This is a genomic window from Cytobacillus gottheilii (genome assembly GCF_001636345.1).
GTDB lineage: Bacteria > Bacillota > Bacilli > Bacillales > Cytobacillaceae > Cytobacillus > Cytobacillus gottheilii.
The window spans coordinates 1,904,746-1,929,029 of the sequence record NZ_KV440945.1 but is presented as its reverse complement, the minus strand read 5'-3'; the positions used below and the strand labels follow the sequence as shown (position 1 = coordinate 1,929,029).

The following is a 24,284-nucleotide window of genomic DNA, read 5'->3' as shown; positions in this document are numbered from 1 at the left end:
TTTCGCTCTCTAATCTCCAAATGTAAAATAAGAAGGAGTTTTAATAAGTACGTGTTCCCCGGCTCCGGGTCTGTACATAACCTCATCACCGGCTCGGATTACTGTTCCTTTATGAACCGTAACCGCTAACCTTTCTTTATGATAATCATTAAGCTCTAATTCTTCAATTTTTATGATTTCCTTGCCAGGAAGATAAAGATTATAGGAAAGCTCACTTCCTATTTGAATTGCCGCTTTTAAAGGATAGATGCCAATTTTCGCCAATATACTTCTGGACAGATTTTGCTTTTCCGGCAGCTCCCCCAATAAGGCAGGGATTTTCTCATTCTTAACAATCATCTTCCACGTCTTTAATGCCAATGTCCGCTCGGAAGGCTGCTCGTATTTTATAACAGGGATCAAAGGGCTATTGTATGGAAACATGGCTTCTCGGATCCAGCCCCAAGGCATATTTTTCAATTCTTCAACACTATCTATTTCTATAAATAATGCGGGAATCCTCTCCTGTTTCGATTTTAACAAAAAAGATGTTGTTAATAGTCTCAGGGGGATGCGCACTCCGATTATATAGTCAATCGGACTGTTAAGCAAATTTGTTTTCAAACGCTTAATATTGGTTTTAAGATCCTTTTCAAAGTGCACATAGACGGATGTCAGCACTGCAGTAGTTCCTTTTAAAATATACTCCTCTGTAAAATAGCTTTTCTGATTAAGATGAGAGCCCAGATTTGGAAATTTTGAATCATACATCACATGGATTGGTGTCAGCAAAAAAGAATTGGCATTCATCCTCATATGCTTATAGCGTGGAAATGCAGTTTTCAACGTGGAAATTTTCCCTTCCTCAACGAAGAGAGAAGACTCTTTAATTGTATCTCCGCTAACAATATTTGCATTTTCAATAATGTACGCCATCAAATCACCCTCTTAACGGTCTTAAGACAAGCTATGAAGATGGTGTGAAAATAATGACTGTTTCTCATCAGAAGAATCCGGGACTCTTAATCCTATAGAATTTTTTAAAAATATTTTTTCACTTAACACCATTTCAAGAAGGTAAAATCAGCCAAAAAATCGAAATACACTAATATATTCCAACAGCCTTCAGAGTTAAGGTGTTAGTTTTATAACATAAACTGTTAATCAATTTAATAAAGGAGTTTTTCAAAATGAATAGCCGACAGGAAAACCTTTTCAGGCAATTAAAAACCTACCGTGAAGAAGTTCTTCATACATTGGAAAACGTAACTGACCATGAAGCAGAATGGATTCCGGAAAATTTCCGCAACAATATAAGATGGCAAATAGGTCATCTTTATCTTGATCAATACTTATGGATTGAGACTTTAACAAAAGAAAACATTGAAATACCCGAATGCATTCGAAAATCTTTTGGGTTTGGAACTAGTCCAGAAAGCTTTGACACCTACATATTCTGAACTTAAAGAATTGCTGAAAAAGCAGCCTGATTTGATCCTTAAACAATATAGCAATTGTTTAGACAAAGAATTTCCGCCAACAGAAATGGGCATGCAAACAATTGAGCAAGTATTAATTAGAACTATTTTCCATGAAGGAATGCATCTGCAGGCAATAAATGATATTAAGAAATGCCTTCATACCAGTAAAATTGCGCCACAGGTATAACCTTCTCTCGTTTACGTCTCAATAGAACAAGCTGGTAATATCTTCATTTTCACAAAAAAACAGCCTGATTGGCCAGGATCTAATTGATCCCTCCTTATCAGGCTGTTTCTTTTCACACAATGATAAAATCAAAACATTATTCTGCAATCAAACTATGCAAGTGCTCAAAAAAATTCGGGTATGAGACCGAGATGGCTTCAGCTTCTTCTAAATGGATCTCTTCTTTGCTGATGGCAGCAGCAATAGCAAGCATCATTCCAATGCGGTGGTCGCCATGGCTTGATACTTTGCCGCCTGAAATAGCCGACTTCCCATCAATCACCATTCCATCATCGGTTGCAGTAATCTTCACACCAAGTTTATGGAGCTCATTCACAACAGTATCAATACGATTCGTTTCTTTTACCTTCAATTCCTCTGCATCTTTAATGATCGTTTGACCCTCTGCTTGACTTGCAAGAAGAGCAATGATCGGAATCTCATCAATGAGCCGAGGAATTAATTCACCATCAATGACAGTCCCTTTTAAAGCCGATGTCTGAATGGTAAGATCTCCAGCTGGTTCTGCCTGTCCGTTTTCGTATGGAGCCACTTGTAAATTTGCTCCCATTGCTGATAACACATCAATCATACCTGTACGCGTTGGGTTTAAACCGACATTTTTCAAGGTGATCTTACTGTTTGGCACGATGGCACCAGCTGCGAGAAAAAAAGCTGCTGAAGATATATCACCAGGAACATGCACCGTTGTGCCTTTAAGCTCTTGACCGCCTTGCACACTGACCTTTAATCCATCAACTTCCACTTTCCCGCCAAAAGCCTTGATCATTTTTTCTGTATGATCCCTTGTTCTTGCCTGCTCGATGATTGTTGTTGTTCCTTCTGCCTGCAGGCCAGCAAACAACAGTGCCGATTTTACCTGTGCACTCGCAATCGGCATTTCATATGTAGTTCCCTGTAAAGGACCGCCCTTTAAAGAAATTGGCGTGAATTCTGCATTTTTTCTTCCTTGAATGCTTGCACCAAATTGCTGAAGCGGCTTTGTTACTCTTGTCATTGGCCGTTTGGCAATTGATTCATCACCAATCAGAACGGAGTGAAAATCTCTGCCAGCCAAAATTCCCATCATTAGTCGAATGGTTGTGCCTGAATTACCAACATGTAAAATATCTTCAGGTTCTTTTAAACCAGCTAAGCCTGATCCTTTAATAACCACCTGATCTTCCTGTAAGTCTATTTGGACACCAAGTTTTCTAAAACAGGAAATTGTGCTTAAACAATCATCCCCTTGCAGAAAATTCGTTACTTTTGTTTCTCCAGTGGCGATTGCCCCAAACATGATCGAGCGATGTGATATTGATTTATCACCTGGCACCTGTACGTTTCCTTTTAATCCAGGAATATCATGTACTAGCTTCACAGTTTTACCTCCTATAACCCTATTGTTGTGTCATATTGTGTATGATGCTTTATACAAGAAATGGCTCTGCTGCGATCTTCGTCTGTTTGAAAGCTGATGACGAGCACACCCATAATATCTTCCCTTGTTTCCCGTATGCTTATATTTGTAATGCTAATTTCTTCTTTAGCTAAGTATCCCGTAATTTCCGAAATGACACCAGGATAATCAGGCACATCTACAAACAAATCATAAAAAGCGGGAATAGCCCCTTTCTGCTTTTGGGGCAGATCATCACGATAATGCTTGGCATCGGCAAAATAGTGATGAATTTCCGAACCACTAGCAGAAGTAAGCATCGTTTTCACTTTTTCCATCTCAAGCTGCCAATCCTCCAAAAGATCGAGCAGGACAGCTTTGTTGTGCAATAAAATGTCTCTCCACATGTTTGGATTACTTGAGGCAATTCTTGTTATATCTCTAAATCCACCAGCAGCTAAACGTGCTACAAGCTCATGCGTTTCGCCAGACCTCTTAGCCTGATGAACAAGGGAGGCTGCAATAATATGCGGAAAATGACTGATAACCCCTGTTAATTGGTCATGTTCTTTTGGACTGACAACTAAAAATCTTGCATTGGTTCCTGAGAGCCAATTTTGCAGGAGATCTAGTTGATCTTCTTTAATATGCTCTTCAGGTGTGAGCAAATAAAAGGCATTTTCAAAAAGCAGCGGGCGAGCTGCAGAAACGCCGCTTTTATGTGAACCTGCCATTGGATGACCTCCAATAAAGGCAATGTTCTTTTCTTTGAATTTCGCACCTGCACGAACAATCTCCTGCTTTGTACTTCCAGCATCCGAAATAATAACATTTTCCTTAAGCTCGAGCCTTAATAATTGATGAAGGATATGCTCGGTTTCTATAACAGGAGCTGCAATTATAATCAAATCAGCCTTCACCGCTTCCTCATCAATTGAGACTGCTAATTCATCTACAACTGTCAGCATCTTTGCTAACCTTCCTTGTTCTTCATTAACATCATAGCCAACAATCCAAGCTTTTTCATGAGCTTTTTTAATTGAAAGGGCAAGAGATCCGCCAATAAGCCCCAATCCGATCATCAATACTCTTCCTTGCATGTTATGACCTCTCCCTTTAAAACGAGTTTCACACTGTACCAATCATTAGTTTCTTGCTTGTAGTAATAAGGAAAGACTCAATTTCTGTTTAAATTGAAAAAAATTCAGAGGCAGATCGATCACCTCTGAAACTATTTTAATTTCGTGCATTCTGAACTTTGAGATATTGCTCCATTGCAGAAATAACTCCTGCATTCTGCTGTTCTGAACCGATTGTTACTCTCACTGCTTCAGGAAATCCAAGCGCTTTACCGGAACGGACAATATAACCTTTTTCTAGTAAATATTGAAAAACTTCATCTGCATCTGCAGCAAAATCGATTAAAATAAAGTTTGCTTGGGAAGGGTAATACTTCAGATTCCTGTTTTTGCAGAAAGTATAAAACTGTTCTAATCCCTTCCTGTTAGCTTCTTTACAGTTTTCAATAAAAGATTGGTCTCCAACGGCAGCTATTGCTGCAGCCTGAGCAAATCTATTTGCATTGAAAGGTTCACGGACAGGCTCTAAGCCGCGAATGATCTTCTCATTAGCAATTCCATAGCCAATTCGAAGACTGGCAAGGCCATATATTTTTGAGAAAGTTCTTAACGCAATGACGTTTGGAAAACGTTCTACAAGTTTTACAGAATCATGATAATCTTCTGCAGTGGTATACTCACAATAAGCTTCATCAATTACAACTAAAACATCTTCAGAAACTTTTTCTATAAATGCAATAAGATCCTTTTCAGGAATATAGACACCTGTTGGATTGTTTGGTGTACAGATCCATACAACAGATGTATTCTCATCGATAAGCTCCAGCATCTTATCTAAGTCAAAGCCGCCATTCTTAAGCGGTGCTTCTCTAATCTCTGCACCTTCAACAATAGCGTTATGCTTGTATTGAGGAAAAGTAGGAGCAGATGTAATGGTGTTCGTCCCAGGACTTAGCAATGCTCTTGCTATCATTAAAATAATTTCATCGGATCCATTTCCAAAGATTAATTGACTTGGTTTTACTTTCAAAAAGCTTGAAAGCGTATCACGCAGTTCCTGTGCATAACCATCCGGATATAAAGCGTAATATGAAAGGTCCTTCTGCATAGCATCAGATGCTGCCTGGGAGCAGCCAAATGGGTTTTCATTTGATGCCAGCTTTGTGATTTCTGCTAAGCCATATTGCTTTTTCACTTCTTCAATTGATTTTCCTGGCTGATATGGTGTTAAACTTAAAAGCTGTTCCTTCCATTTCATCGTTATCCCCACCTCTAATTAAAAAGCCTCATTAATAGTGTTTATTCTTTTTCCGTTTCCGCCAAGTCCGGTCGCAGCGAAATGGCATTACGCAAGTATACATGATTTATTTCCTGCTGTGATCTGTCTGTATTGACATGCATCATCACCCGTACACACAGAGACAAGGATTCTGGCACAGGAATTTCTCGTGTACACATGACAGGAACGTATTTCCAGCCGTCAATTGCTCTCATTGCTTTTGCAGGAAAACACGCAGTCAGATCTTCTGTGACTGAAAAGAGTACAGAGGCAACTTGCTCCGCTTCGAGCTTATTTTCTTTAATTATTTCTTTGAGCAAAATTTCTGTCTCTTCTAAAATGAGCTTTTCACTGTCTTCGTCAACCGTGGTTGCTCCTCTAATCCCTCTGATCACTTTTTTTCCTCCTTTACATCCTGTCTAAGTATTGTTGCTTTTCGTCTTATCCCTTTTTGACAAAACGCTCAAGTTCCATCATTAAAGCTTCATCATCTATTTTCATCATCATTGGATTTCCTATTGCTTCAAGCAATACGAATGTAATGGAAGAACCAATAGTTTTTTTATCTTGCTTCATGCGCAGCAGAAGTTTTTCAGCTGGAATTTCAGCTGGGATCTCTGTTTCGTATCCTAATGAAATTAGCCAGTTTGTAAATTCTTCATCATTAAAAGCGAATTTATTATACTTTTTACTTAATTGGATGGCATACCTCATGCCGACAATAATCGCTTCTCCGTGTGACCAGCCGCCATAGCCCATCTCTGCTTCAACTGCATGACCAAGTGTATGGCCAAAATTTAAAAAGGCACGTTTACCTGTTTCTTTCTCATCTTCTCCTACTATATTCGCTTTAATCTCAATACCTCTAGCTAAAAAAGGCTGTATTAGCCGTGCTTGAATATCTTCTATTGTTTTGACCTTTTCTTTGAGCTCCTCATAAAAAGAGAGGTCATGAATAAGAGCATGTTTGATTACTTCTGCAAATCCAGATCTCTTTTCTCTTTCTGGCAGTGTATGCAAATATTCTAAATCATAAAAAACGGCTTCTGGCTGGTAAAAGGCACCAACCATATTTTTCCCGAGCTCATGGTTAATCGCCACTTTTCCTCCAACCGCACTATCGTGTGCCAAAATGGTAGTAGGGATCTGGATGAAAGGAATACCGCGCATATACGTTGCAGCAACAAACCCGCTTAAATCTCCTACTGCTCCGCCACCAAATGCCAGTATGAGTGATTTACGGTCCAGCTGCTGTTTTAGCGCAAAAGTCAGGCATTCATGGTATACTGCAAACGTTTTTGCATTTTCACCATTAGGAACAATGATATGACTGGATTCAAAGTCTGAAAGCACTTCAAGCAAATCTTGTAAATATAATTTGCCAATGTTTTCATCCGTTATAATCATCAGTTTTGTCAGCTGAGGAAATTCATTATGTAAAAAAAGGGGAAGCTCATGGATGATCTTTTCCCCTATTAAAACTGGATACTCTTTTGAAGAAGTTTGAACAGAAACAGCCTTCATTAAAATTCCCTCGCATATGTTCTTTGCATTTCCACTGTCTCCAGAAGAGTCTCAAAGCGGTCTGCATAAAACTGGCTCACAAGTGCTGAGGCAAGCTCCCATGCCACCGCATGCTCTGCTACAACAGCTGCAGCAGGAACAGCACAGCTGTCGGATCTTTCAATGCTGGCCGTAAATGGTTCTTTTGTTTCAATATCCACACTTTGCAATGGTTTATACAGTGTAGGAATTGGTTTCATAACACCACGGACGACGATTGGCATTCCCGTTGTCATACCGCCTTCAAAACCTCCGAGGTTATTAGACTTGCGGTAGTAGCCATCTGTTTCGTTCCATGCAATTTCATCATGCACTTCACTTCCAGGTTTTCTTGCAGCCTGAAAACCAATGCCAAATTCTACTCCTTTAAAGGCATTAATACTGACAATGGCGGAAGCAAGCTTCGCATCCAGCTTTCGATCATAGTGAACATAACTGCCAACTCCAGGAGGCATGCCTTCAACAATTACTTCAACAATACCGCCAATTGAATCACCATTTTGCTTTGCTTCATCTATTAAGTTCATCATTTTCTGTCCAGCATTTTCATCGAGACAGCGGACAGGAGAAGCTTCGGAAATTTTCATCATTTCATCAATTGGCGGATATTCTTTAATATCTGCACTAATTCCGCCAATTTCACGAACGTGAGAAGTAATTTTTATGCCTAATAGGCTTAGTAGTTTTTTGGCAACAGAACCAGCTGCAACCCGCACAGTTGTTTCACGTGCTGAAGAGCGTTCCAGTACATTTCTCATATCTCTGTGGCCATATTTTAAGGCACCATTCAGATCAGCATGTCCAGGTCTTGGTCTTGAAATGACCCTTTTCATTTCAGCCAATTCGTCCTCATTTAACGGCTCAGCCCCCATTATTTTGGTCCAATGCTTCCAGTCATTATTTTCGACTGCAAGGCATACTGGTGAGCCAAGGGTATAACCATGTCGTACACCGCTTGTAATGTTGACTGTATCTTTTTCAATTTGCATGCGGCGCCCTCTTCCATGACCTTTTTGGCGCCTTGATAATTCTTCATTTATATCCGAATCGACTAGCGGCATCCCAGCTGGTAACCCTTCAATGATCGCTGTCAGCTGTGGCCCATGTGATTCTCCAGATGTTAAGTATCTCAAAACTCTTTCCCCCTTCAACTTGTTAAAGGATTATGTACCAATATAACATATGCCCTTATGTAAAACATAGAAAAATTTTTGAATTTCGAAAATTTTTCTTGTTTGATCAATTGCAGTCATTTTACCATGAAGGCTTTAAGCTGAAAAGCAGAGTGATGGTTGGGAGATGCGGCACTGTCGATAAAAATAAGAGAGTTGGCTGGGGCAAATCTAGATTAATATGTCTTGAACACGAAATTCAATGTTCATGGTTTGGTTATTTAAACTAGCATGTTCTACCCGCTTTCCTCTATTGTCCACAGAAGTCGAGTGTTCTCCGCTCATTACACTTATGAATGAAAAAGATATATTTTAGAAATACAAATAAAAAACGAATGATAGAAAGATCGACTTTCTAACCATTCGTTTCTATGGTCGTGCTATATAATGTCCAGCCTCTTCTTTTCAGCTTTTTTTATAAAAGAATGTATCCTCTGTCTGGAAACCGTATTTTCCCGGATTGAAAATCTGTTCTGTGCTTCCGACAAAAAAGAACCCTTCTGGCTTTAATGCTTGGCTGAATTTATGATAAAGGCCATCTTTGGCTTCTTCCGTAAAATAGATGAGAACATTTCTGCAAACAATTAAATCAAAAGGCCCGCCAAATGAATCAGACAGCAGATTTTGCTTTTTAAATGTCACCGTTTTTTTGATTTCATTTGAAATTTTATATAAACTGCCTTCTTTTTGAAAGTATTTCTGTTTCATTTCAGAAGGAACTTCGTTTAAAGATCTTTCAGGATAAATCCCAATTTTGGCGCGATCAATGACCTTTTCATCCAGGTCTGTTGCGAGAATGTTAATTTGGGAGAACGGCATCACTTTTGACATAATCATAGCAAGCGTATAGGGCTCCTCACCAGTAGAACAAGCTGCACTCCAAACCTTTACTTGCTTTGTTCTTCCGTATATTTGAGGCAGGATTTTATTCTCCAATACCTCCCACCGCTTCGCATTTCGGTAAAATTCCGATACATTAATGGTCATACGGTCCAAGAAATCATCCAGAAGGCTTTTATCCTGGTTGATAGCGTGAAAAAAATCACGAAATGATGTAAATCCTTTTTTATCGTATAAAGACTCCAGGCGTCTTTTCATTTGTGCTTCCTTATATGCCCCTAAGTCAATTCCTGTCTTCTTCTTAATATTCATTATAAATTCCTGATATTCTTGAACCATTTTTATTCTCCTCTATCGATAGTCCTAGTTAGAAGTATAACGGAAAATAGAAGAAAATAGAATCACCTAAATTTTCTCTTAAACATTGTATACGGTTACAAAAAACCACTTGCAAATGCAAGTGGTTTTAAGCTTAGCCATGTTCTTAAATTTATACAATGATTAATTAATCCAATCATTCATTAATTTATTATATTCAACTAATTCTTCTTGTTTAAAGAATAAGCCAATTTCACGTTCTGCACTTTCAGGAGAATCTGAACCATGAATGATGTTTTTGCCGACAATCACACCAAAGTCTCCGCGCACAGTTCCAGGAGCTGCATCCTTTGGATTAGTAGAACCCATCATTTGACGAGCAATTGCAATCACATTCTCGCCTTCCCAAACCATAGCAAACACTGGGCCAGAAGTAATAAAATCAACAAGCTCACCGAAAAATGGACGTTCTTTATGTTCACCGTAATGCTCTTCGGCAAGCTCTTTTGGAATACTCATTAATTTTGCTCCAACTAACTGAAAGCCTTTCTTTTCAAAACGAGAAACAATTTCACCAATTAAATTCCGCTGTACCCCATCAGGCTTGACCATTAAAAACGTCTTTTGCATAGTCTCCACTCCTAAGTTATATGTATATGGCTGTCATAGACAATCCACGAAAATATTAACACTTATTTGACAATTATTCAACTTCAAATTTTTCTGTCAAATAAAATAACTTAGAAAAGTGAAAATCAAGTTAGAATCGCCGCTTCCCGATCACACGCACAAGATCTCGAAATGCCCGCTTTGAGCGGTTAGTTGGAAGTTCGTCAATCAGCACAAGTGCCTTTTGCAAATATTGGTCACTGACCTTTAAAGAGCGTTCGATTGCACCAGAATTTTTAATAAGCGTAATGATTTCTTGTATTTGCTCACGTGTTGTATGCTCTGAAACATTGACCATTTTATCATGTATTTGCTTATTTTCACTCGCAAATAATGCGGGAAGTGTTATATTTCCCTGAAGCAGATCACCGCCAGCAGGCTTTCCAAGCTCTTGTTCTGTTCCGATAAAATCCAGCACATCATCTATGATTTGATATGACATGCCAATATAATAGCCAATTTTATATAATTTTTTGTGCAGCTCTTCCTCTACATCCGCAGCAATGGCTCCAAGCTGACAGCTGACAGCAATTAAAATAGCTGTCTTTCTTTTGATTCTGCGCAAATAACTGCGCAGGTTTTGATCAAAGTTATATTTGTCTTTTATTTGCTCAATTTCACCTATGCAAAGTTCAACTAGTGTATTAGATAATATTTGATGTGCATATGGCTTATCGATATTGGATATTAGTTCAAGAGCTCGCGCAAATATATAATCGCCAGTATACATGGCGATTCGATTGTCCCACTTCGCTTTTATGGTCAGCTGACCTCTGCGCAGCTCTGCATCATCAATCACATCATCATGAACAAGTGAAGCCATATGAATCAGCTCAAGTGAAACAGCAACATCCTTCATTTTGTTGATGTCATAGTCTCCAAATTTACCTGCAAGCAATACAAATACAGGTCGCAGTCTTTTCCCCCCTGCTTGCAATAAGTGCAGAGAAGCCTGGTGAAGCAGCGGTGACTGGGCTTGAATAGCGTTTTCCAATGCTTCTTCTATCACGTTTATATCTGAATTCAAAAATGAGTACATCATTTTCAATTTCATATCTTCATCTCACCTAGCTTATAAATCCCTAATGCATCATACACTTAGTAATGAACAAAGCATTCAGATCCAATATTATTTTTCCTTCATCCCTATGTGAACAGCAGCTACTCCGCCACTGTACGATTTATAATGAACATTCGTCAATCCAGCAGTTTTAAATAATTCTGCAAGCTCCTTCATGCCGGGAAAATCCTTTGCCGATTCGTGCAGCCATGCATATTCATCAAAGCTCTTTGCAAATAGTTTACCAAAAAACGGCATGATATGACGGAAATATAAGTAAAACAGCTGTTTATATACCGGCAGAGTAGGCTGAGACGTTTCAAGACAGACGACCTTTCCTCCTGGCTTAACAACACGGCGCATTTCTTTTAATACCTCCAGATAATCTGGTACATTTCTAAGGCCAAAACCAATTGTTACAAAATCGAATGAATCATCTGGAAAGGGAAGCTCCATCGCATTGCCATGCACTAGCTTTACATGGTTTAACTGCAATTCTTTTACTTTTTGCTCTCCAATTTTGAGCATATTTTTACTGAAATCCAATCCAAAAACTTCCCCTTGATCTCCAACGGCGTCAGCTAATGCAATGGACCAATCAGCAGTGCCGCAGCATACATCAAGCGCTTTTGCACCCTTAGGCACATTCATTCGTTTCATGACATCCTTACGCCATCTAACATGCTGCTGAAAACTAATGACAGAATTCATTTTGTCATAATTCCCATAAATCTTCTCAAACACCTTATGAACGCGTTCTTCTTTTGATTGTTGCATGCTTACCCTTCCTCCGCAAATGATTTCACCTTATGTGTATCATAATCTATCATTGCCTGAATTTTTTGCTGAAGTGAGCTGTTCATATAAGGAATTTGTTTGTACAATTTTTCAATTTCCTGCCTTGTATTTTCTATATACGAATCAGCAACTGATATTAATTCATCTCTATAGTCCAATGAGCTATTTTGCAGATCAGCCTCTGGAAAAACAAGCTCTCCTAATGCTTCAAAAACAATTGAAGGCTTCTCTTTAAAGAAGCGATCTCTTTCCATTAGAAGCTTTTTGTAAAATAAAATATTCGCTGTGAAGCCCTGTAAATTCTCACTATTAAAGTAAGTAAGAACTCTTTCAAAAAGTGCAGATTCTATTTTCTTTACCGAGTCCATTAAGGTTTTAATACTTTTACTATCTTTACGATAGACAGAAATTTTATGTTCATTAACCTCTTTAATTCCTTCTGCAAGCGTACGAATCATTCCTACATCTTCAATTGATGATAAAATTTTATAATAAAGACCGCTATAATAAGTTCCCGCTAAAATAGTCAGCTGTCTGCTTTTATGCAATTCGGCATTCAGTTCTCCATTTTCAACGAGTTCATGAGTGTCTAATGCTATTTGGACGAGCATTGCAGTCACAGCATATTGTTCGGCTTGCATTTTTGGCAGATCATATAGAGAAAAAATTGAAGTGAATAATAAAAGTTTATCTTCATCTATAACGGGTTCATTTATATATTTAAATAAGTATGAGTGTTTGACATGCTCATGTATTTGTGATTTCACATCTGCTAAATTAGTGGTAAGTTTTTGCATGCAATCACCCTTGATTCAAAAGTTTTCATCTATCTACCATTGAGTCAGACAGCCGGTCCTAAAAAACCTCTTTTACTCTTAAGGAATAAGCAATCATGTTTTATTGGCGGAATAGATCTATCTATTATGTTTGGCATTTTTAAAAATAAAATGATATGTATATATAATTTTTACGTTTAGCTTTTTCATTTAATAAACAAGGTTCAATTCTATAAAAAAAGCACCTGAAGCGGTTACTTTTGAACTTGTATTTGACTTTGCCACTGCCCATTTAAGGCAGAGACAATTATATCATAAATCACAGTACCATGTTAGAGGAATATAAAAGGAATTTGCACGCTGCCAGTTTAGCAGCGTGCTTATTTCTTTGCATCGCTTTCAATTTCTCCATAGGATGTCTTTATAATTGCATTTCCTCTAATTTTAATCGCTGATGTATGCTCCGTAAATTGTGCGATCAGCACTTCACCTTCATCAAGTTTTTCAGAGTGATGAAACTTTGTGTCGGAACCTCTTGTAAGTCCAATTACATTTACACCATCTTCAATAGCTTTGATGACAATATAATCATTATTGTTTTTTTCCACCATGATCATCCTTTTTCTTGAAGTACTAAGGCAGAGAATTAATTGTTGAGAATTTCATTGCTGCTCTGCCCATAAAACATGTTCCTTCAGTTTAGCTTGAATTGCTATCGCTTATTTCTTCGCTATAAGTGAAAGTACTTCTGAGCGTGAAATAGCATCCTCTGCAAAAACTCCTCTTACTGCAGATGTAATCGTTTTTGAACCAGGCTTTTTAACACCGCGCATTGTCATGCACATATGCTCTGCTTCAACAACAACCATAACGCCATGCGGCTCTAATGTTTCAAGAATTGAATCTGCTACTGTAGATGTAATTCGTTCTTGAAGCTGCGGACGTTTCGCAACAGCCTCTACTGCCCTTGCCAGCTTGCTTAATCCTGTTACTTTTCCGTTTTTCGGTATATATGCTACATGTGCGACACCAAAAAACGGGACAAGATGATGTTCACACATAGAATAAAACGGGATATCTTTCACTAACACGAGTTCTTCATGATCTTCGCCAAATACCGTCTGGAAATATTCTTTAGGATCCTGATTTAATCCCATAAATACTTCTTCATACATTTTTGCCACTCGTTTTGGCGTATCTAATAGCCCTTCTCTATTGGGATTTTCTCCAATAGCTTCTAGTATGAGACGGACCGCTTCTTCTATCTGTGCAGTATTAACTGATGCCATGATTGTTCCTCCTAATCATCACTGGTTCTTATAGCTCATAACTTTCATATTAGCATAATCTATGACTTACTAGCAAAAACATCTTGCCGAATCGTTTAAGGCCGATCTATTCATCCTATTGTTTATATGAATAATCTCTCTCAAGGTCATGTTGCTAACGGAAGCCCTTTAGCATAAATTTACATTTCTTAAGCACAAACAAAAACCGCGAGAATGATCTCGCGGTTTCTATCGCACATATATGTACTTATTTTACAGCGTCTTTAAGCGCTTTTCCTGGTTTGAAAGCAGGAACTTTGCTTGCAGCGATTTCGATTTCTTCGCCTGTTTGCGGGTTGCGGCCTTTACGTGCTGCACGCTCGCGCACTTCAAAGTTTCCGAAACCGATTAGTTGAATTTTATCACCGTTTTTAAGCGCTTCTAAAATTGTATCGAAAACAGCATCGACTGCTTTAGTAGCATCCTTTTTGGAAAGCTCGCTAGCTTCAGCAACTGCGTTGATTAGTTCTGTCTTGTTCATTACTTTCACCTCCTCCCAAAAACAATATAACTCAGTAAATAGATTCTTACATTCATTTGTAAACAAAATTACTGAATTCTATACGTTGTGACGTATATTTGTTTAAGCATGCCTTATCATATATCAACTCGCGGAATTTTTCAATCAATAACGCAAAAAATCCTTTTGTGATAAGGGTTTAAGCATCACAACAGTAATTCTGTTAAAAGATTATCATAATCATTTATGCATATCAAGAATATTTCACGATTTAATGGGAATCTTTTCTTTTTTGAAATATAACTGTAATACGCCCAACAGAAAGATGTATTCCCCATCTTGCACTTTGACAAACCACTAGAATATATTTATACCATTAAATGCTCTACTTTTTTCTATTTATCCTTCCTATGAATTATTGTAGTTTATTTATGATTAAATGCAAAAAAAAGACCCCTAAAAGGAGTCCGTTGCCTTGCATCCATATACTTATAGGATAATGGCGATTAGGCCGCCAGAACCTTCATTAATGATTCTTTCCAGCGTTTCTTTCAGTTTATAGCGAGCATTTTCAGGCATAAGGGAGAGCTTTGCTTGTATGCCTTCTCTTACTATCGAACTCAGGCTTCTGCCAAAAATATCTGAATTCCAAATGGATAGCGGATCGTCCTCGAAGTCCTGCATTAAGTAACGAACCAGCTCTTCACTTTGTTTTTCCGTGCCAATGATTGGTGAAAATTCGGATTCAACATCCACTTTAATCATATGAATGGATGGTGCCACCGCTTTTAAACGGACTCCAAATCTTGAGCCATGACGCGTAATTTCTGGTTCATCCAAGCTCATATCAGCTAAAGATGGAGCGGCGATCCCATAACCTGTTTGCTTAACCATTGTAAGCGCATCAGATATCTGATCATATTCTGCTTTCGCATGAGAAAATTCCTGCATAAGCTCTAATAAATGATCTTTTCCTCTGATCTCAACACCGACAATTTCCTTAAGCACATCATCATACAAGTCATCCGGAGCAAATAGATCAATCTCCGCTATTCCCTGCCCCATCTCAATCCCTGCCAATCCAGCGCGCTCAATGAATTCAAAGTCTCCAAATTGATGGACAACCCGATCGACATCTCTTAATCTTTTAATATCCTTCACTGTTTCCTTCACAGCTTCCTGGTAGCTCTCACGAAGCCAGTGATCCTCACGGAGTACCATTACCCAGCTTGGTAAGTTAACATTAACTTCGAGGACTGGAAACTCGTAAAGGGCTTCTCTCATTACATTTAGAACATCTGACTCTCTCATTCCCTCCACACTCATCGCAAGGACAGGAATATCATACTGTTCAGCTAATTGCTCTCTTAACGCCTCAGTATTCGGGTGATGAGGCTGTACGCTGTTAATCACCATAATAAATGGTTTTCCAACTTCCTTCAGTTCGTCAATCACCCTAGCCTCTGCCTCTAAATAGCTCGATCTTGGAATTTCACCAATTGTACCATCCGTAGTGATGACGACACCAATGGTAGAATGCTCCTGAATGACTTTTCTCGTTCCGATTTCAGCTGCCTCATGAAAAGGAATCGGCTCTTCATACCAAGGAGTATTGATCATTCTTGGACCATTTTCATCTTCATAGCCCATTGCCCCAGGAACTGTATACCCCACACAATCGACAAGACGAATATTTACGTTAAGACCTTCATCAACATGTACAGATGCAGCCTGGTTTGGAACAAATTTCGGTTCTGTTGTCATGATTGTTTTCCCTGCAGCACTTTGCGGAAGTTCATCCTGAGTACGTGCGCGTTCAGCTTCATTTTCCATGCTCGGTAAAACAACTAATTCCATAAATTTTTTAATAAACGTTGATTTCCCTGTACGAACTGCACCTACTACTCCGAAATAGATATCGCCTCCGGTTCTTTCGGCAATATCTTTAAACACATCTACCTTTTCCAAGTGATCCCCTCCTGAATCTCCGAGTTAGTGGGAAATATTATCCTATTAAGTATATCTGGACACTATATGTTTATGATGTTGTCCTACATCGTTATGCCAACTTTTTTATAAAATTTCCCCTCTCCCTAAAATAAAGTATCTTTCTATATCTCTTATCCTTTGTAAACAGTGTATTCACCAGGTTTGAGAAGCTAATATTTATGAATAGCAGATAAGAACTAATCATGAATGTTAACAAAGGAGTATTGCTGATTACTCGGCAGTATAGTAAAACAAAAAAACCTTTCTCTTACAATATATTTTGTAAAAGAAAGGTTATGACTATTTCACCAAAAAGATTGGTTCACTGTCTTCATTTATTGTGTAAGGCAAAGAATAGGAAGGCACAAAAGGAGAATCTTCCACTAAAATATTCCGGATGTCTTCTCCCTGTTTTAACGTAGTATCCGTTTGATCTACAGCCTCAAATAAATCACTGCGATAATCAACATAAATTTCACCATCACCTGTAATCACAAATGGCAGATTTCTGCCGGAGTACGGGCTGATAGCTACAGGATCCTCTTTATAGCCGAGTTTTTCAAAATCGAGAGTGAATACATGGCTTTCGATTTGCTCTTTAAAAGGAGGGTACTCATGACCTTTTAAACGGATTTTAATTTCGCGGATCGTTTCAGCCATACGTAAATCAAAGATCTTTACAGCAGGCTCTGTTTCGGCATTTACGATGACATATTGAAACACACCACCCATTTCAAAAGCATTTCCTGGCGGTTCGGCCATAAATGCAGGGGTTAGCTTATTAAAATCAATTAAATATTTTTGATAGATTGGTGTATCCATATCCTTCGTTTTTATCGGGAGAAGCCCCGTATTTGTTTCCCTGAATTGGTCGACTGCATTTTGAACAGCAGCAAGCTGATCCTCATATGGAATTTGATTCTGCGCCAGCCGCTCCTGTGGATATGCACAGCCAGCCAAACATATTAATATAGTGGCTGCACCTATTAAACGCAGCAAGCTTTTTTTCATGATTATCAATCCTTTAGTATGTATATCTAGTGTTTTTTGCAAAAGACTTCTGTTCTGAATGGGAACTCCAGACAGCAGAATGATCTATCCCTTAAACAGAATTATTCAGGTGTAGGTCCTCCAAATACGATCAGGAATATAATAATACCGCTAATAATCATAAGAATATAGGCAATAAAGGCTGTAATAAATTTTAGTGTTTTATTTTTTAATTTAAATCGGCTTAAGTATATTAACAAAATGGATATAAACATAAAGCCCATGGATGATAGAGAAATCCACATTTTCATTAAAGAATCTGACATTCATTTCACTCCTTTTTCCGAAAAGTATTATAACATAGAAAAAGCAGGAAATATAGGCTGTACACAAACGTTTTCATGCTTATTAAAACCTTTGCACCCTTCCTTTTCTTTGTATAAAAATAACCGGGAAATCGGAAGGGGCATTTCCAATTTCCCGGCAATATGACTAAATTAACCTACACCCTGATCATGTTACCAGTTTGCTTCGTTGCATTGTATGCAATTCCATTTCTTCCTGTATCGTTTAAATGCCTATATTTTCAAATAAATTACCGCCATTGATCATATAAAGCAAATGAATGATCAGAAGAAAGAAGTCTAAAATGGCGGTTACTGGCCGCCAAGCAAATTTGTAAGGTCTTCCATTTCATGCGTTTTTCCACGTGCCATTAGCAATTCTACAGCGTCTTTTGCACTGACATTCTCAAAAAGCACACTATAAAGCACGTCTGTAATCGGCATTGTTACTTGATATTTTTCAGCAAGCTGATGAGCAGCCTTCGTTGTGCGGACACCTTCAACCACCATGCCCATATTATCAAGCACTTCCTGCAAATTCTGGCCTTTACCGAGTAAGTTTCCCGCTCTCCAGTTTCTGGAATGAACACTTGTACAAGTAACAATTAAGTCACCAATCCCTGTTAAACCAGAGAATGTAAGCGGGCTGGCACCCATTTTAACCCCTAAACGGGCGATCTCAGCCAATCCTCTTGTGATGAGCGCTGCCTTGGCATTGTCCCCATAGCCAAGACCATCTGTAATCCCAGCAGCCAGTGCAATAATATTTTTTAATGCTCCGCCTATTTCAACACCGATAATATCAGGGTTGGTATAGACACGAAAATGCTGATTAATAAATAGATCTTGAATTCTCTCTGCTTCCTCTAATTCTTTGGAAGAAACAGTAACTGTTGTTGGCTGTCTTAAACTGACCTCTTCAGCGTGGCTTGGGCCAGAAAGCACCACTACACTTTTTAAAAGATGGGAGGGTGTCTCCTCTTCAATCATTTCTGAGATGCGCATTAAGCTATTCGGCTCTATCCCTTTACTCACATGCACGATTGTCATCGGGTCTTTTCTGATTACAGTAATTTTGTTGACGACTTCACGGATCGCTTTGGTCGGAACAGCAAGAACAAGCACCTCTGCGTCTTCTATAGCTTCTCCGAGGGATACATGACCGATAATATTTTTTGGCAAAGTTATATCCGGTAAATATTTTTGGTTTGTATGATGTGTATTAATTTCATCAATTTGTTCTGGTTTATGACCCCAAAGCCTTACATCATGTCCGTTATCAGCTAAAACCATGGCAAGGGCAGTACCCCAGCTTCCTGCGCCAATGACGGCAATTGATTCAACACTTTTCATTATCATCACCGCTTTTTAACTTATTGTCCTGCTTCAAGGATTTAGGCTAATCGCCTTACAGAGCCTTTATCACAGATTTGTATCTATAAAACCTGTCCTAATGTACAGTGCTTTTATTGATTTTATTTTCTTTCGCGAGAAAAAATCTTAATCGGTGTGCCTTCAAAGCCAAAAGCATCTCTGATTCGATTTTCTAAGAAGCGTTCGTAAGAGAAATGCATGAGTTCAGGATCATTTACGAAAATAACAAAAGTAGGCGGTTTAACTGCTACTTGTGTTGCAAAGTAAATGCGCAGTCGTTTTCCTTTATCTGTTGGAGTTGGGTTCATAGCAACCGCATCCATAATCACATCATTCAGTATGCTCGTTTCAACACGCAATGCATGATTTTCACTGGCAGTATTAATCATAGGGATCAGAGTATGAATCCGTTTTTTCGTTATAGCAGATAAAAAGACAATTGGTGCATAGTCGAGGAACAAAAAGTGCTCTCGAATATTCGTTTCGAACGCTTTCATCGTTTTTTCATCTTTTTCAACAGCATCCCATTTATTCACAACGATTACCACTGCACGGCCTGCTTCATGTGCATACCCTGCAATACGTTTATCCTGTTCGATTATTCCTTCTTCTCCGTCTATTACAACAAGAACAACGTCAGAACGTTCAATTGCACGAAGGGCTCTTAAAACACTGTATTTTTCAGTTGTTTCGTAGACCTTTCCTTTTTTCCTCATGCCAGCTGTATCAATGATTACATATTTCTCACCGTTGTAAGTCAGCTGGGAGTCAATTGCATCTCTCGTTGTTCCTGCCACATTACTGACGATTACACGATCTTCTCCTAAAATGGCATTTACTAAAGACGATTTGCCGACATTAGGTCTGCCGATTAAAGAGAATTTAATGACATCATCAGCATATTCATTTCCGCCATGTTTTGGAAAATGCTTAGCAGCCTCATCCAAAAGGTCTCCTAAACCAAGTCCATGTGAGCCGGATATTGGGAAAGGTTCTCCAAAGCCTAATGCGTAAAAGTCATAAATCTGGTCACGCATTTCAGGATTATCAATTTTATTCACACCAAGCACAACAGGTTTCTTTGCCTTATATAAGATTTTGGCAACTTCTTCGTCCGCACTAGTAACACCTTCACGGCCGTTAACAAGAAAGACGATAACGTCTGCTTCTTCTATGGCAATCTCTGCCTGCTGTCTAATTTGCTCTAAGAAAGGCTCGTCCCCTATATCAATACCGCCAGTATCGATAATATTAAAATCATGTGTAAGCCATTCTGCAGAGCTGTATATACGATCCCTCGTTACACCGGGAATATCTTCGACAATGGATATTCTTTCTCCTACAATTCTGTTAAAAATAGTTGATTTACCAACATTCGGACGTCCGACAATAGCCACTACTGGTTTTGCCATAACATCACCCCTTCAAGGTTTTTATTTATACTTTAAAATCGTATAGGTTATCAGCGCTGGAGATCATTCGACGCAGTTGCTAATTTGGAATAAGGTATAAGTGCAACTAAGCCTCTGGCTTCGCCTTTCAGGCTTGCCAATCAGCATGTTCTATTTAAGAGCAATATGACGAGTTATTCTGTAATAAACAATGAAAATCATTCATATCTCAAAAATAACCCTTCTATGAAAAAGAAGGGTCTAACTTCATTATTTTATCAGAGCTTCTTCATAGAGGCAACATTTGGATAAGTTTTGAGCTATACTCTTCTGCAATTTATATGATTAGTGCTTAACAATAACATATAATTCCTCTGTTAACATATGGGCGATACCATCTAATATCGCTTCCAGATTTGCTGCGATCGTTTCCATTTCCTGTTTGCTGTCACAATAAAAAACAGCAGTTCCGCCAGGTATTTTGGAAGAATTGGTTGTAATGGCTGCCAATATATATTTTTCTAAAACCATTCTTTATTTCCCCTCGCCTTCTACATGACGTTCGCTTGGCATCCTAATCGCATTTTCAAGGGTTGGAACAGCTCCAATTATTTTAATTGCCCGTTTTATATCCTTTTCCTGCGGCAGAACGAACACCCCAACACGACCATCATCCAAATCTCGCTTAGCAAGCGGAACGAGCGCTGGTGTGCCCGAATCTCTATAAACACCAAGAGCAGTTGAAACATCATGTAAAATCGCTTGACGCTGGCCAAGGTTTGCAATTGTTGATCTGGAATTAAAGTTTTTTGGCTTTAAAATGAAGCCCATTCCATACCGCAGTACTTCTTCTTGCCGCTGAGGAAGACCGATATTCATAATATAAATATTGTCAACGTAAAGACCAGGACCATCAAAACGAGGCTCTACATATTCTATCTCAACAATATCCTTTAAACGCCCGCCGGACATAAGCACTTTAGCGATCAAGACACAAATAATTGCAGCGATCAGGGCAGCCCATACATTTATTAATAAATAGATTAGTGTACTTACTAGTGATGTAAAGATGACAAGATAATTTCTGCTCTCAAACGCAATGGCGATTCCTTCAATATACGTCTTGCCTCTTGGCACCATTTCGTAGCTGTCCAGCTCAGTTAAGGTGTTTCTTTCCATATTGCGAACCTCACGAAATTGAGAGGCTGCTAACGTTAAAAACGTAATGGCCGTAAAATCCTCTTCCATGATTGAAGGGATTGCTACTGTCCCAAGTCCCGCTGCGATAAACCCAAGTGCTACATGAATAATTTTGCCATGCAGATAGGTAGGGTATTGCCGATAATCTGTACGCAGCATGTACATTCTTGTTGCAGTTCCAATAATCAAACCAAACAAAATGGGATATGTATATTCACTCATGATGGTTTTCCCCTCTCTTTTTCAAGCTGGTTAAAGTAAGACCCTAAATAGGCAGTTATATATTCTACTCCATTCCATAAAAGCAGGATCAGAGCAGCCATTGCCAGAACATCTAAATAAACAAAAGACCCTATTGTATAGGGAAAAGAAAATGAATGAAAAATAATTCCATTAACCATTTCTCCATGTATGCCAGCTGATGCAAGCAGCAAGACCCGTTCGAATCTTTTTCTCATTAAAATTAAAGATACAAGCACCATCATGACAGAAAGCATCCATTCTCTGTCCATAATGACCCATACAGGATCAAACATTTCAAACAAATGAAAACTAACATATGCTAAAACTCCAATTAACTGGCACACCAAAAAATAAAAAAGCTTTTTGTTTTTATATTTAGCCAATAATGAATAAACGGTTAGAACGACTAAAATAGCCGAAAAAGAAACAGAAACAGCATCAATAGAAAAGTAATAACCTGAAAAAATAATGAGCAGCAATATCCATGCTGAAAACCCTAGCCTATAACGCTGTTTCTTATCTATTAAAAAGCTGGAAAGAATCCAAATTCCCCACGCTGTAAAATAAAATATTATTCCGTCCAACCCGACACCTCCTATCATTACCATTATGACTAAATCCTATGTATTTTAATCTTTACAGTATAAACTTTCAGGAAAGCTTCATCTTAAACATAGGAGGTGTGTATTATGGGAAGAGATCGTCAAGAAAAGAAGCTAAAAAACAGCGGAAGAGTAGAATCTGATCGTGATCAGGCACTCCACTATCCTGGAGCAACAAAATTACAAAGCCCCAAAGAAGCAAGAGCCCTAAACGACAACATGAAGACACAGCATTAACAGAAAAGCGGAGGCGGCTCGCTCAGCTGCGACAAGCATAAGGCGAGCCAGGCAGAAGGTCGTTCTTTGACCTTTTGACTGGATTGACTTATGACCTCGAGCAGCTAGCCGCCGGAGCTAGACAATAAAGAAATGCGGAAGGCGCTTGCTCAGGGACGACAAGCTTAAGACAAGCCAGGCAGAAGGTCGTTCTTTGACCTTTTGACTGGATTGGCTTAAGACCTCGAGTCCCTAGCGCCTGAAGCTAGACAATACGAAAAGCGGAGGCGGCTCGCTCAGCTGCGACAAGCATAAGACAAGCCAGGCAGGTCAAATCCGTTCTTACAAATAACAAAGATTCATTTTTTTCACACACAAAAAAGCAAGCAGAGATATGTATATATCCCTGCTTGCTTTTTATATGATATGAATCTCAATTACTTGATAGATCTCTGGCTATACATTTCCGTGTTGACGCCTCTTTGCTTTAACCAATGGTGCACATCACCGCTTAGAAGAAGTGGAGCTTGCTGCAGTTGTTTGAGCGTCTTCGCTCCTAATGCGGTCATAATCATTTTTAACTCCTGGTGCAGGAGACCGATTTCATCAATGAGATTCTCTAAATCCCCTTTAATAAGCACCTTTAAGAGGGCACCAGCCATGCCTGCAGCATTTGCACCAAGTGCTATGGATTTGGCAGCCTCTGTGCTCGTTTGAATACCTCCAGATGCTAGGATAGTTATATTTCCTTTGTGCGCTGATGTTTCGGCAATTGAAACGGCTGTCGGAATGCCCCATGAATCAAAAAATGGGATATGTCTTTGTCTCCGTTCATTTTCAATTCTTGAAAAATTGGTGCCGCCAAAACCGCCAACATCTACAATAGCTACTCCTGCTTCTTTTAGTTTCCAAATCGTTTCTTTGCTAATCCCAAATCCAACTTCTTTCACTATGACCGGAACTTCCAAATTATGTACAATGTGTTCAATTCTTTTTAACGCACCAGTAAAGTCACGATCACCTTCAGGCATAACCAGCTCCTGAACTACATTCAAGTGAATCTGAAGAGCATTTGCCTCAATCATATCGACAGCCGCTTTTGCCTGGTCAAGAGTGGCTTCACTGCCCAGATTGGCAAACAGAATGCCATCAGGGTTTTCTTTCCGAACAACTCGATAAGATTCTGCTTCGTTCTGATCTTTTAAGGCTGACATTTGTGAACCCACCGCAATTGCTACACCAGTCTGCCTTGCAGCGATGGCCAGATCACGATTAATCTGGTAGGTTTTCTCTCCTCCGCCTCCAGTCATTGCATTGATAAAAATTGGCGAACTTAATAATAGTTCGCCAATTTCTGATGCTAATGATATGTGATCTAGACTTGTGTCTGGCAGGCTTTGATGGATAAAAGTAACGTCTTGAAAACCGGTTAGTGACTTTTGCCCGGTAGATAGCGCGTTTTGAATATGATCCCATTTCCTTTTTGCTCTAGACACTATTTATCACCA

General features: G+C 38.9%; 25 protein-coding genes and 1 pseudogene. 2 read left to right on the top strand and 24 right to left on the bottom strand.

Annotation, left to right across the window (positions count from 1 at the left end; all coding sequences use genetic code 11):
- Positions 1 to 9 precede the first annotated feature (9 nt).
- Entirely contained in the window at positions 10 to 915 is a 906-nt protein-coding gene (locus A6754_RS09320) for a hypothetical protein (protein ID WP_066444189.1), read from the bottom strand.
- A 254-nt stretch (positions 916 to 1,169) separates the two neighbouring features.
- Here A6754_RS09320 and A6754_RS23430 point away from each other — a divergent pair.
- A pseudogene (locus tag A6754_RS23430) lies at positions 1,170 to 1,647 on the top strand (DinB family protein).
- Positions 1,648 to 1,783: 136 nt separating this feature from the next.
- On the opposite strand, the gene aroA reads toward A6754_RS23430, so the two are convergent.
- The 22 genes from aroA to A6754_RS09205 all read right to left on the bottom strand — a co-directional run bounded on the left by aroA (position 1,784) and on the right by A6754_RS09205 (position 22,542).
- A complete protein-coding gene (gene aroA / locus A6754_RS09310; RefSeq protein ID WP_066444183.1) occupies positions 1,784 to 3,067 on the bottom strand; it encodes a 3-phosphoshikimate 1-carboxyvinyltransferase in 1,284 nt (427 codons plus the stop codon).
- A gap of 11 nt (positions 3,068 to 3,078) precedes the next feature.
- Positions 3,079 to 4,185 (bottom strand): prephenate dehydrogenase, encoded by a 1,107-nt coding sequence (locus A6754_RS09305; protein WP_066444180.1) that lies wholly within the window; start codon positions 4,183 to 4,185, stop codon positions 3,079 to 3,081.
- 136 nt (positions 4,186 to 4,321) lie between these two features.
- The gene (gene hisC, locus A6754_RS09300; RefSeq protein WP_066444178.1) at positions 4,322 to 5,422 is read right to left on the bottom strand and encodes a histidinol-phosphate transaminase; all 1,101 of its coding nucleotides are present in this window, start codon (positions 5,420 to 5,422) and stop codon (positions 4,322 to 4,324) included.
- Between the two features lie 41 nt (positions 5,423 to 5,463).
- The gene (gene aroH, locus A6754_RS09295; RefSeq protein ID WP_066444175.1) at positions 5,464 to 5,838 is read right to left on the bottom strand and encodes a chorismate mutase; all 375 of its coding nucleotides are present in this window, start codon (positions 5,836 to 5,838) and stop codon (positions 5,464 to 5,466) included.
- 46 nt (positions 5,839 to 5,884) lie between these two features.
- Positions 5,885 to 6,967, bottom strand: coding sequence for a 3-dehydroquinate synthase (aroB, locus tag A6754_RS09290; protein WP_066444168.1), 1,083 nt, complete (start codon positions 6,965 to 6,967; stop codon positions 5,885 to 5,887).
- A complete protein-coding gene (gene aroC, locus A6754_RS09285) occupies positions 6,967 to 8,139 on the bottom strand; it encodes a chorismate synthase (RefSeq protein ID WP_066444166.1) in 1,173 nt (390 codons plus the stop codon). The genes aroB and aroC overlap by 1 nt, the downstream gene beginning before the upstream one ends.
- Positions 8,140 to 8,583: 444 nt before the next feature.
- Positions 8,584 to 9,357 (bottom strand): CheR family methyltransferase, encoded by a 774-nt coding sequence (locus tag A6754_RS09280; RefSeq protein WP_066444164.1) that lies wholly within the window; start codon positions 9,355 to 9,357, stop codon positions 8,584 to 8,586.
- A 162-nt stretch (positions 9,358 to 9,519) separates the two neighbouring features.
- Positions 9,520 to 9,966, bottom strand: a complete 447-nt coding sequence (ndk, locus tag A6754_RS09275; RefSeq protein WP_066444162.1) for a nucleoside-diphosphate kinase — start codon at positions 9,964 to 9,966, stop codon at positions 9,520 to 9,522.
- A 130-nt stretch (positions 9,967 to 10,096) separates the two neighbouring features.
- The gene (gene hepT, locus A6754_RS09270; protein WP_066444160.1) at positions 10,097 to 11,059 is read right to left on the bottom strand and encodes a heptaprenyl diphosphate synthase component II; all 963 of its coding nucleotides are present in this window, start codon (positions 11,057 to 11,059) and stop codon (positions 10,097 to 10,099) included.
- A 75-nt stretch (positions 11,060 to 11,134) separates the two neighbouring features.
- Entirely contained in the window at positions 11,135 to 11,842 is a 708-nt protein-coding gene (locus A6754_RS09265; RefSeq protein ID WP_066444157.1) for a demethylmenaquinone methyltransferase, read from the bottom strand.
- A 2-nt stretch (positions 11,843 to 11,844) separates the two neighbouring features.
- On the bottom strand, positions 11,845 to 12,660 hold the full coding sequence (locus tag A6754_RS09260) for a heptaprenyl diphosphate synthase component 1 (protein ID WP_066444155.1): 816 nt from the start codon (positions 12,658 to 12,660) through the stop codon (positions 11,845 to 11,847).
- 359 nt (positions 12,661 to 13,019) lie between these two features.
- Positions 13,020 to 13,250, bottom strand: coding sequence for a trp RNA-binding attenuation protein MtrB (gene mtrB, locus A6754_RS09255; RefSeq protein ID WP_066444152.1), 231 nt, complete (start codon positions 13,248 to 13,250; stop codon positions 13,020 to 13,022).
- Between the two features lie 108 nt (positions 13,251 to 13,358).
- A complete protein-coding gene (gene folE, locus A6754_RS09250; protein WP_066444150.1) occupies positions 13,359 to 13,928 on the bottom strand; it encodes a GTP cyclohydrolase I FolE in 570 nt (189 codons plus the stop codon).
- Positions 13,929 to 14,175: 247 nt separating this feature from the next.
- Positions 14,176 to 14,448 (bottom strand): non-specific DNA-binding protein Hbs, encoded by a 273-nt coding sequence (gene hbs, locus A6754_RS09245; RefSeq protein ID WP_066444147.1) that lies wholly within the window; start codon positions 14,446 to 14,448, stop codon positions 14,176 to 14,178.
- 468 nt (positions 14,449 to 14,916) lie between these two features.
- Complete coding sequence (gene spoIVA, locus A6754_RS09240; protein WP_066444143.1) at positions 14,917 to 16,395, bottom strand: stage IV sporulation protein A; 1,479 nt, start codon at positions 16,393 to 16,395, stop codon at positions 14,917 to 14,919.
- Positions 16,396 to 16,716: 321 nt separating this feature from the next.
- A complete protein-coding gene (locus A6754_RS09235) occupies positions 16,717 to 17,427 on the bottom strand; it encodes a YphF family lipoprotein (protein ID WP_066444140.1) in 711 nt (236 codons plus the stop codon).
- 101 nt (positions 17,428 to 17,528) lie between these two features.
- On the bottom strand, positions 17,529 to 17,732 hold the full coding sequence (locus tag A6754_RS09230) for a DUF2768 domain-containing protein (protein ID WP_066444135.1): 204 nt from the start codon (positions 17,730 to 17,732) through the stop codon (positions 17,529 to 17,531).
- A gap of 330 nt (positions 17,733 to 18,062) precedes the next feature.
- Positions 18,063 to 19,103, bottom strand: a complete 1,041-nt coding sequence (locus tag A6754_RS09225) for an NAD(P)H-dependent glycerol-3-phosphate dehydrogenase (protein WP_156495737.1) — start codon at positions 19,101 to 19,103, stop codon at positions 18,063 to 18,065.
- Positions 19,104 to 19,225: 122 nt separating this feature from the next.
- Positions 19,226 to 20,536 (bottom strand): ribosome biogenesis GTPase Der, encoded by a 1,311-nt coding sequence (der, locus tag A6754_RS09220; RefSeq protein WP_066444131.1) that lies wholly within the window; start codon positions 20,534 to 20,536, stop codon positions 19,226 to 19,228.
- A 324-nt stretch (positions 20,537 to 20,860) separates the two neighbouring features.
- Entirely contained in the window at positions 20,861 to 21,046 is a 186-nt protein-coding gene (locus A6754_RS09215) for a capping complex subunit for YIEGIA (protein WP_066444128.1), read from the bottom strand.
- A 3-nt stretch (positions 21,047 to 21,049) separates the two neighbouring features.
- Entirely contained in the window at positions 21,050 to 21,937 is an 888-nt protein-coding gene (locus A6754_RS09210) for a YIEGIA family protein (protein ID WP_066444126.1), read from the bottom strand.
- A complete protein-coding gene (locus A6754_RS09205; protein WP_066444125.1) occupies positions 21,934 to 22,542 on the bottom strand; it encodes a YphA family membrane protein in 609 nt (202 codons plus the stop codon). Before A6754_RS09205 ends, A6754_RS09210 begins: the two co-directional genes overlap by 4 nt.
- 105 nt (positions 22,543 to 22,647) lie before the next feature.
- Here A6754_RS09205 and A6754_RS09200 point away from each other — a divergent pair, with 105 nt between their 5' ends.
- Positions 22,648 to 22,797: a YpzI family protein gene (locus A6754_RS09200; protein WP_066444122.1), complete on the top strand. Its 150-nt coding sequence runs from the start codon at positions 22,648 to 22,650 to the stop codon at positions 22,795 to 22,797.
- A 416-nt stretch (positions 22,798 to 23,213) separates the two neighbouring features.
- On the opposite strand, the gene fni is transcribed toward A6754_RS09200, so the two are convergent.
- Positions 23,214 to 24,272 carry a type 2 isopentenyl-diphosphate Delta-isomerase gene (gene fni, locus A6754_RS09195; RefSeq protein ID WP_066444114.1) on the bottom strand — a complete coding sequence of 353 codons (1,059 nt, stop codon included), beginning with the start codon at positions 24,270 to 24,272 and terminating at the stop codon, positions 23,214 to 23,216.
- Positions 24,273 to 24,284: the final 12 nt, after the last annotated feature.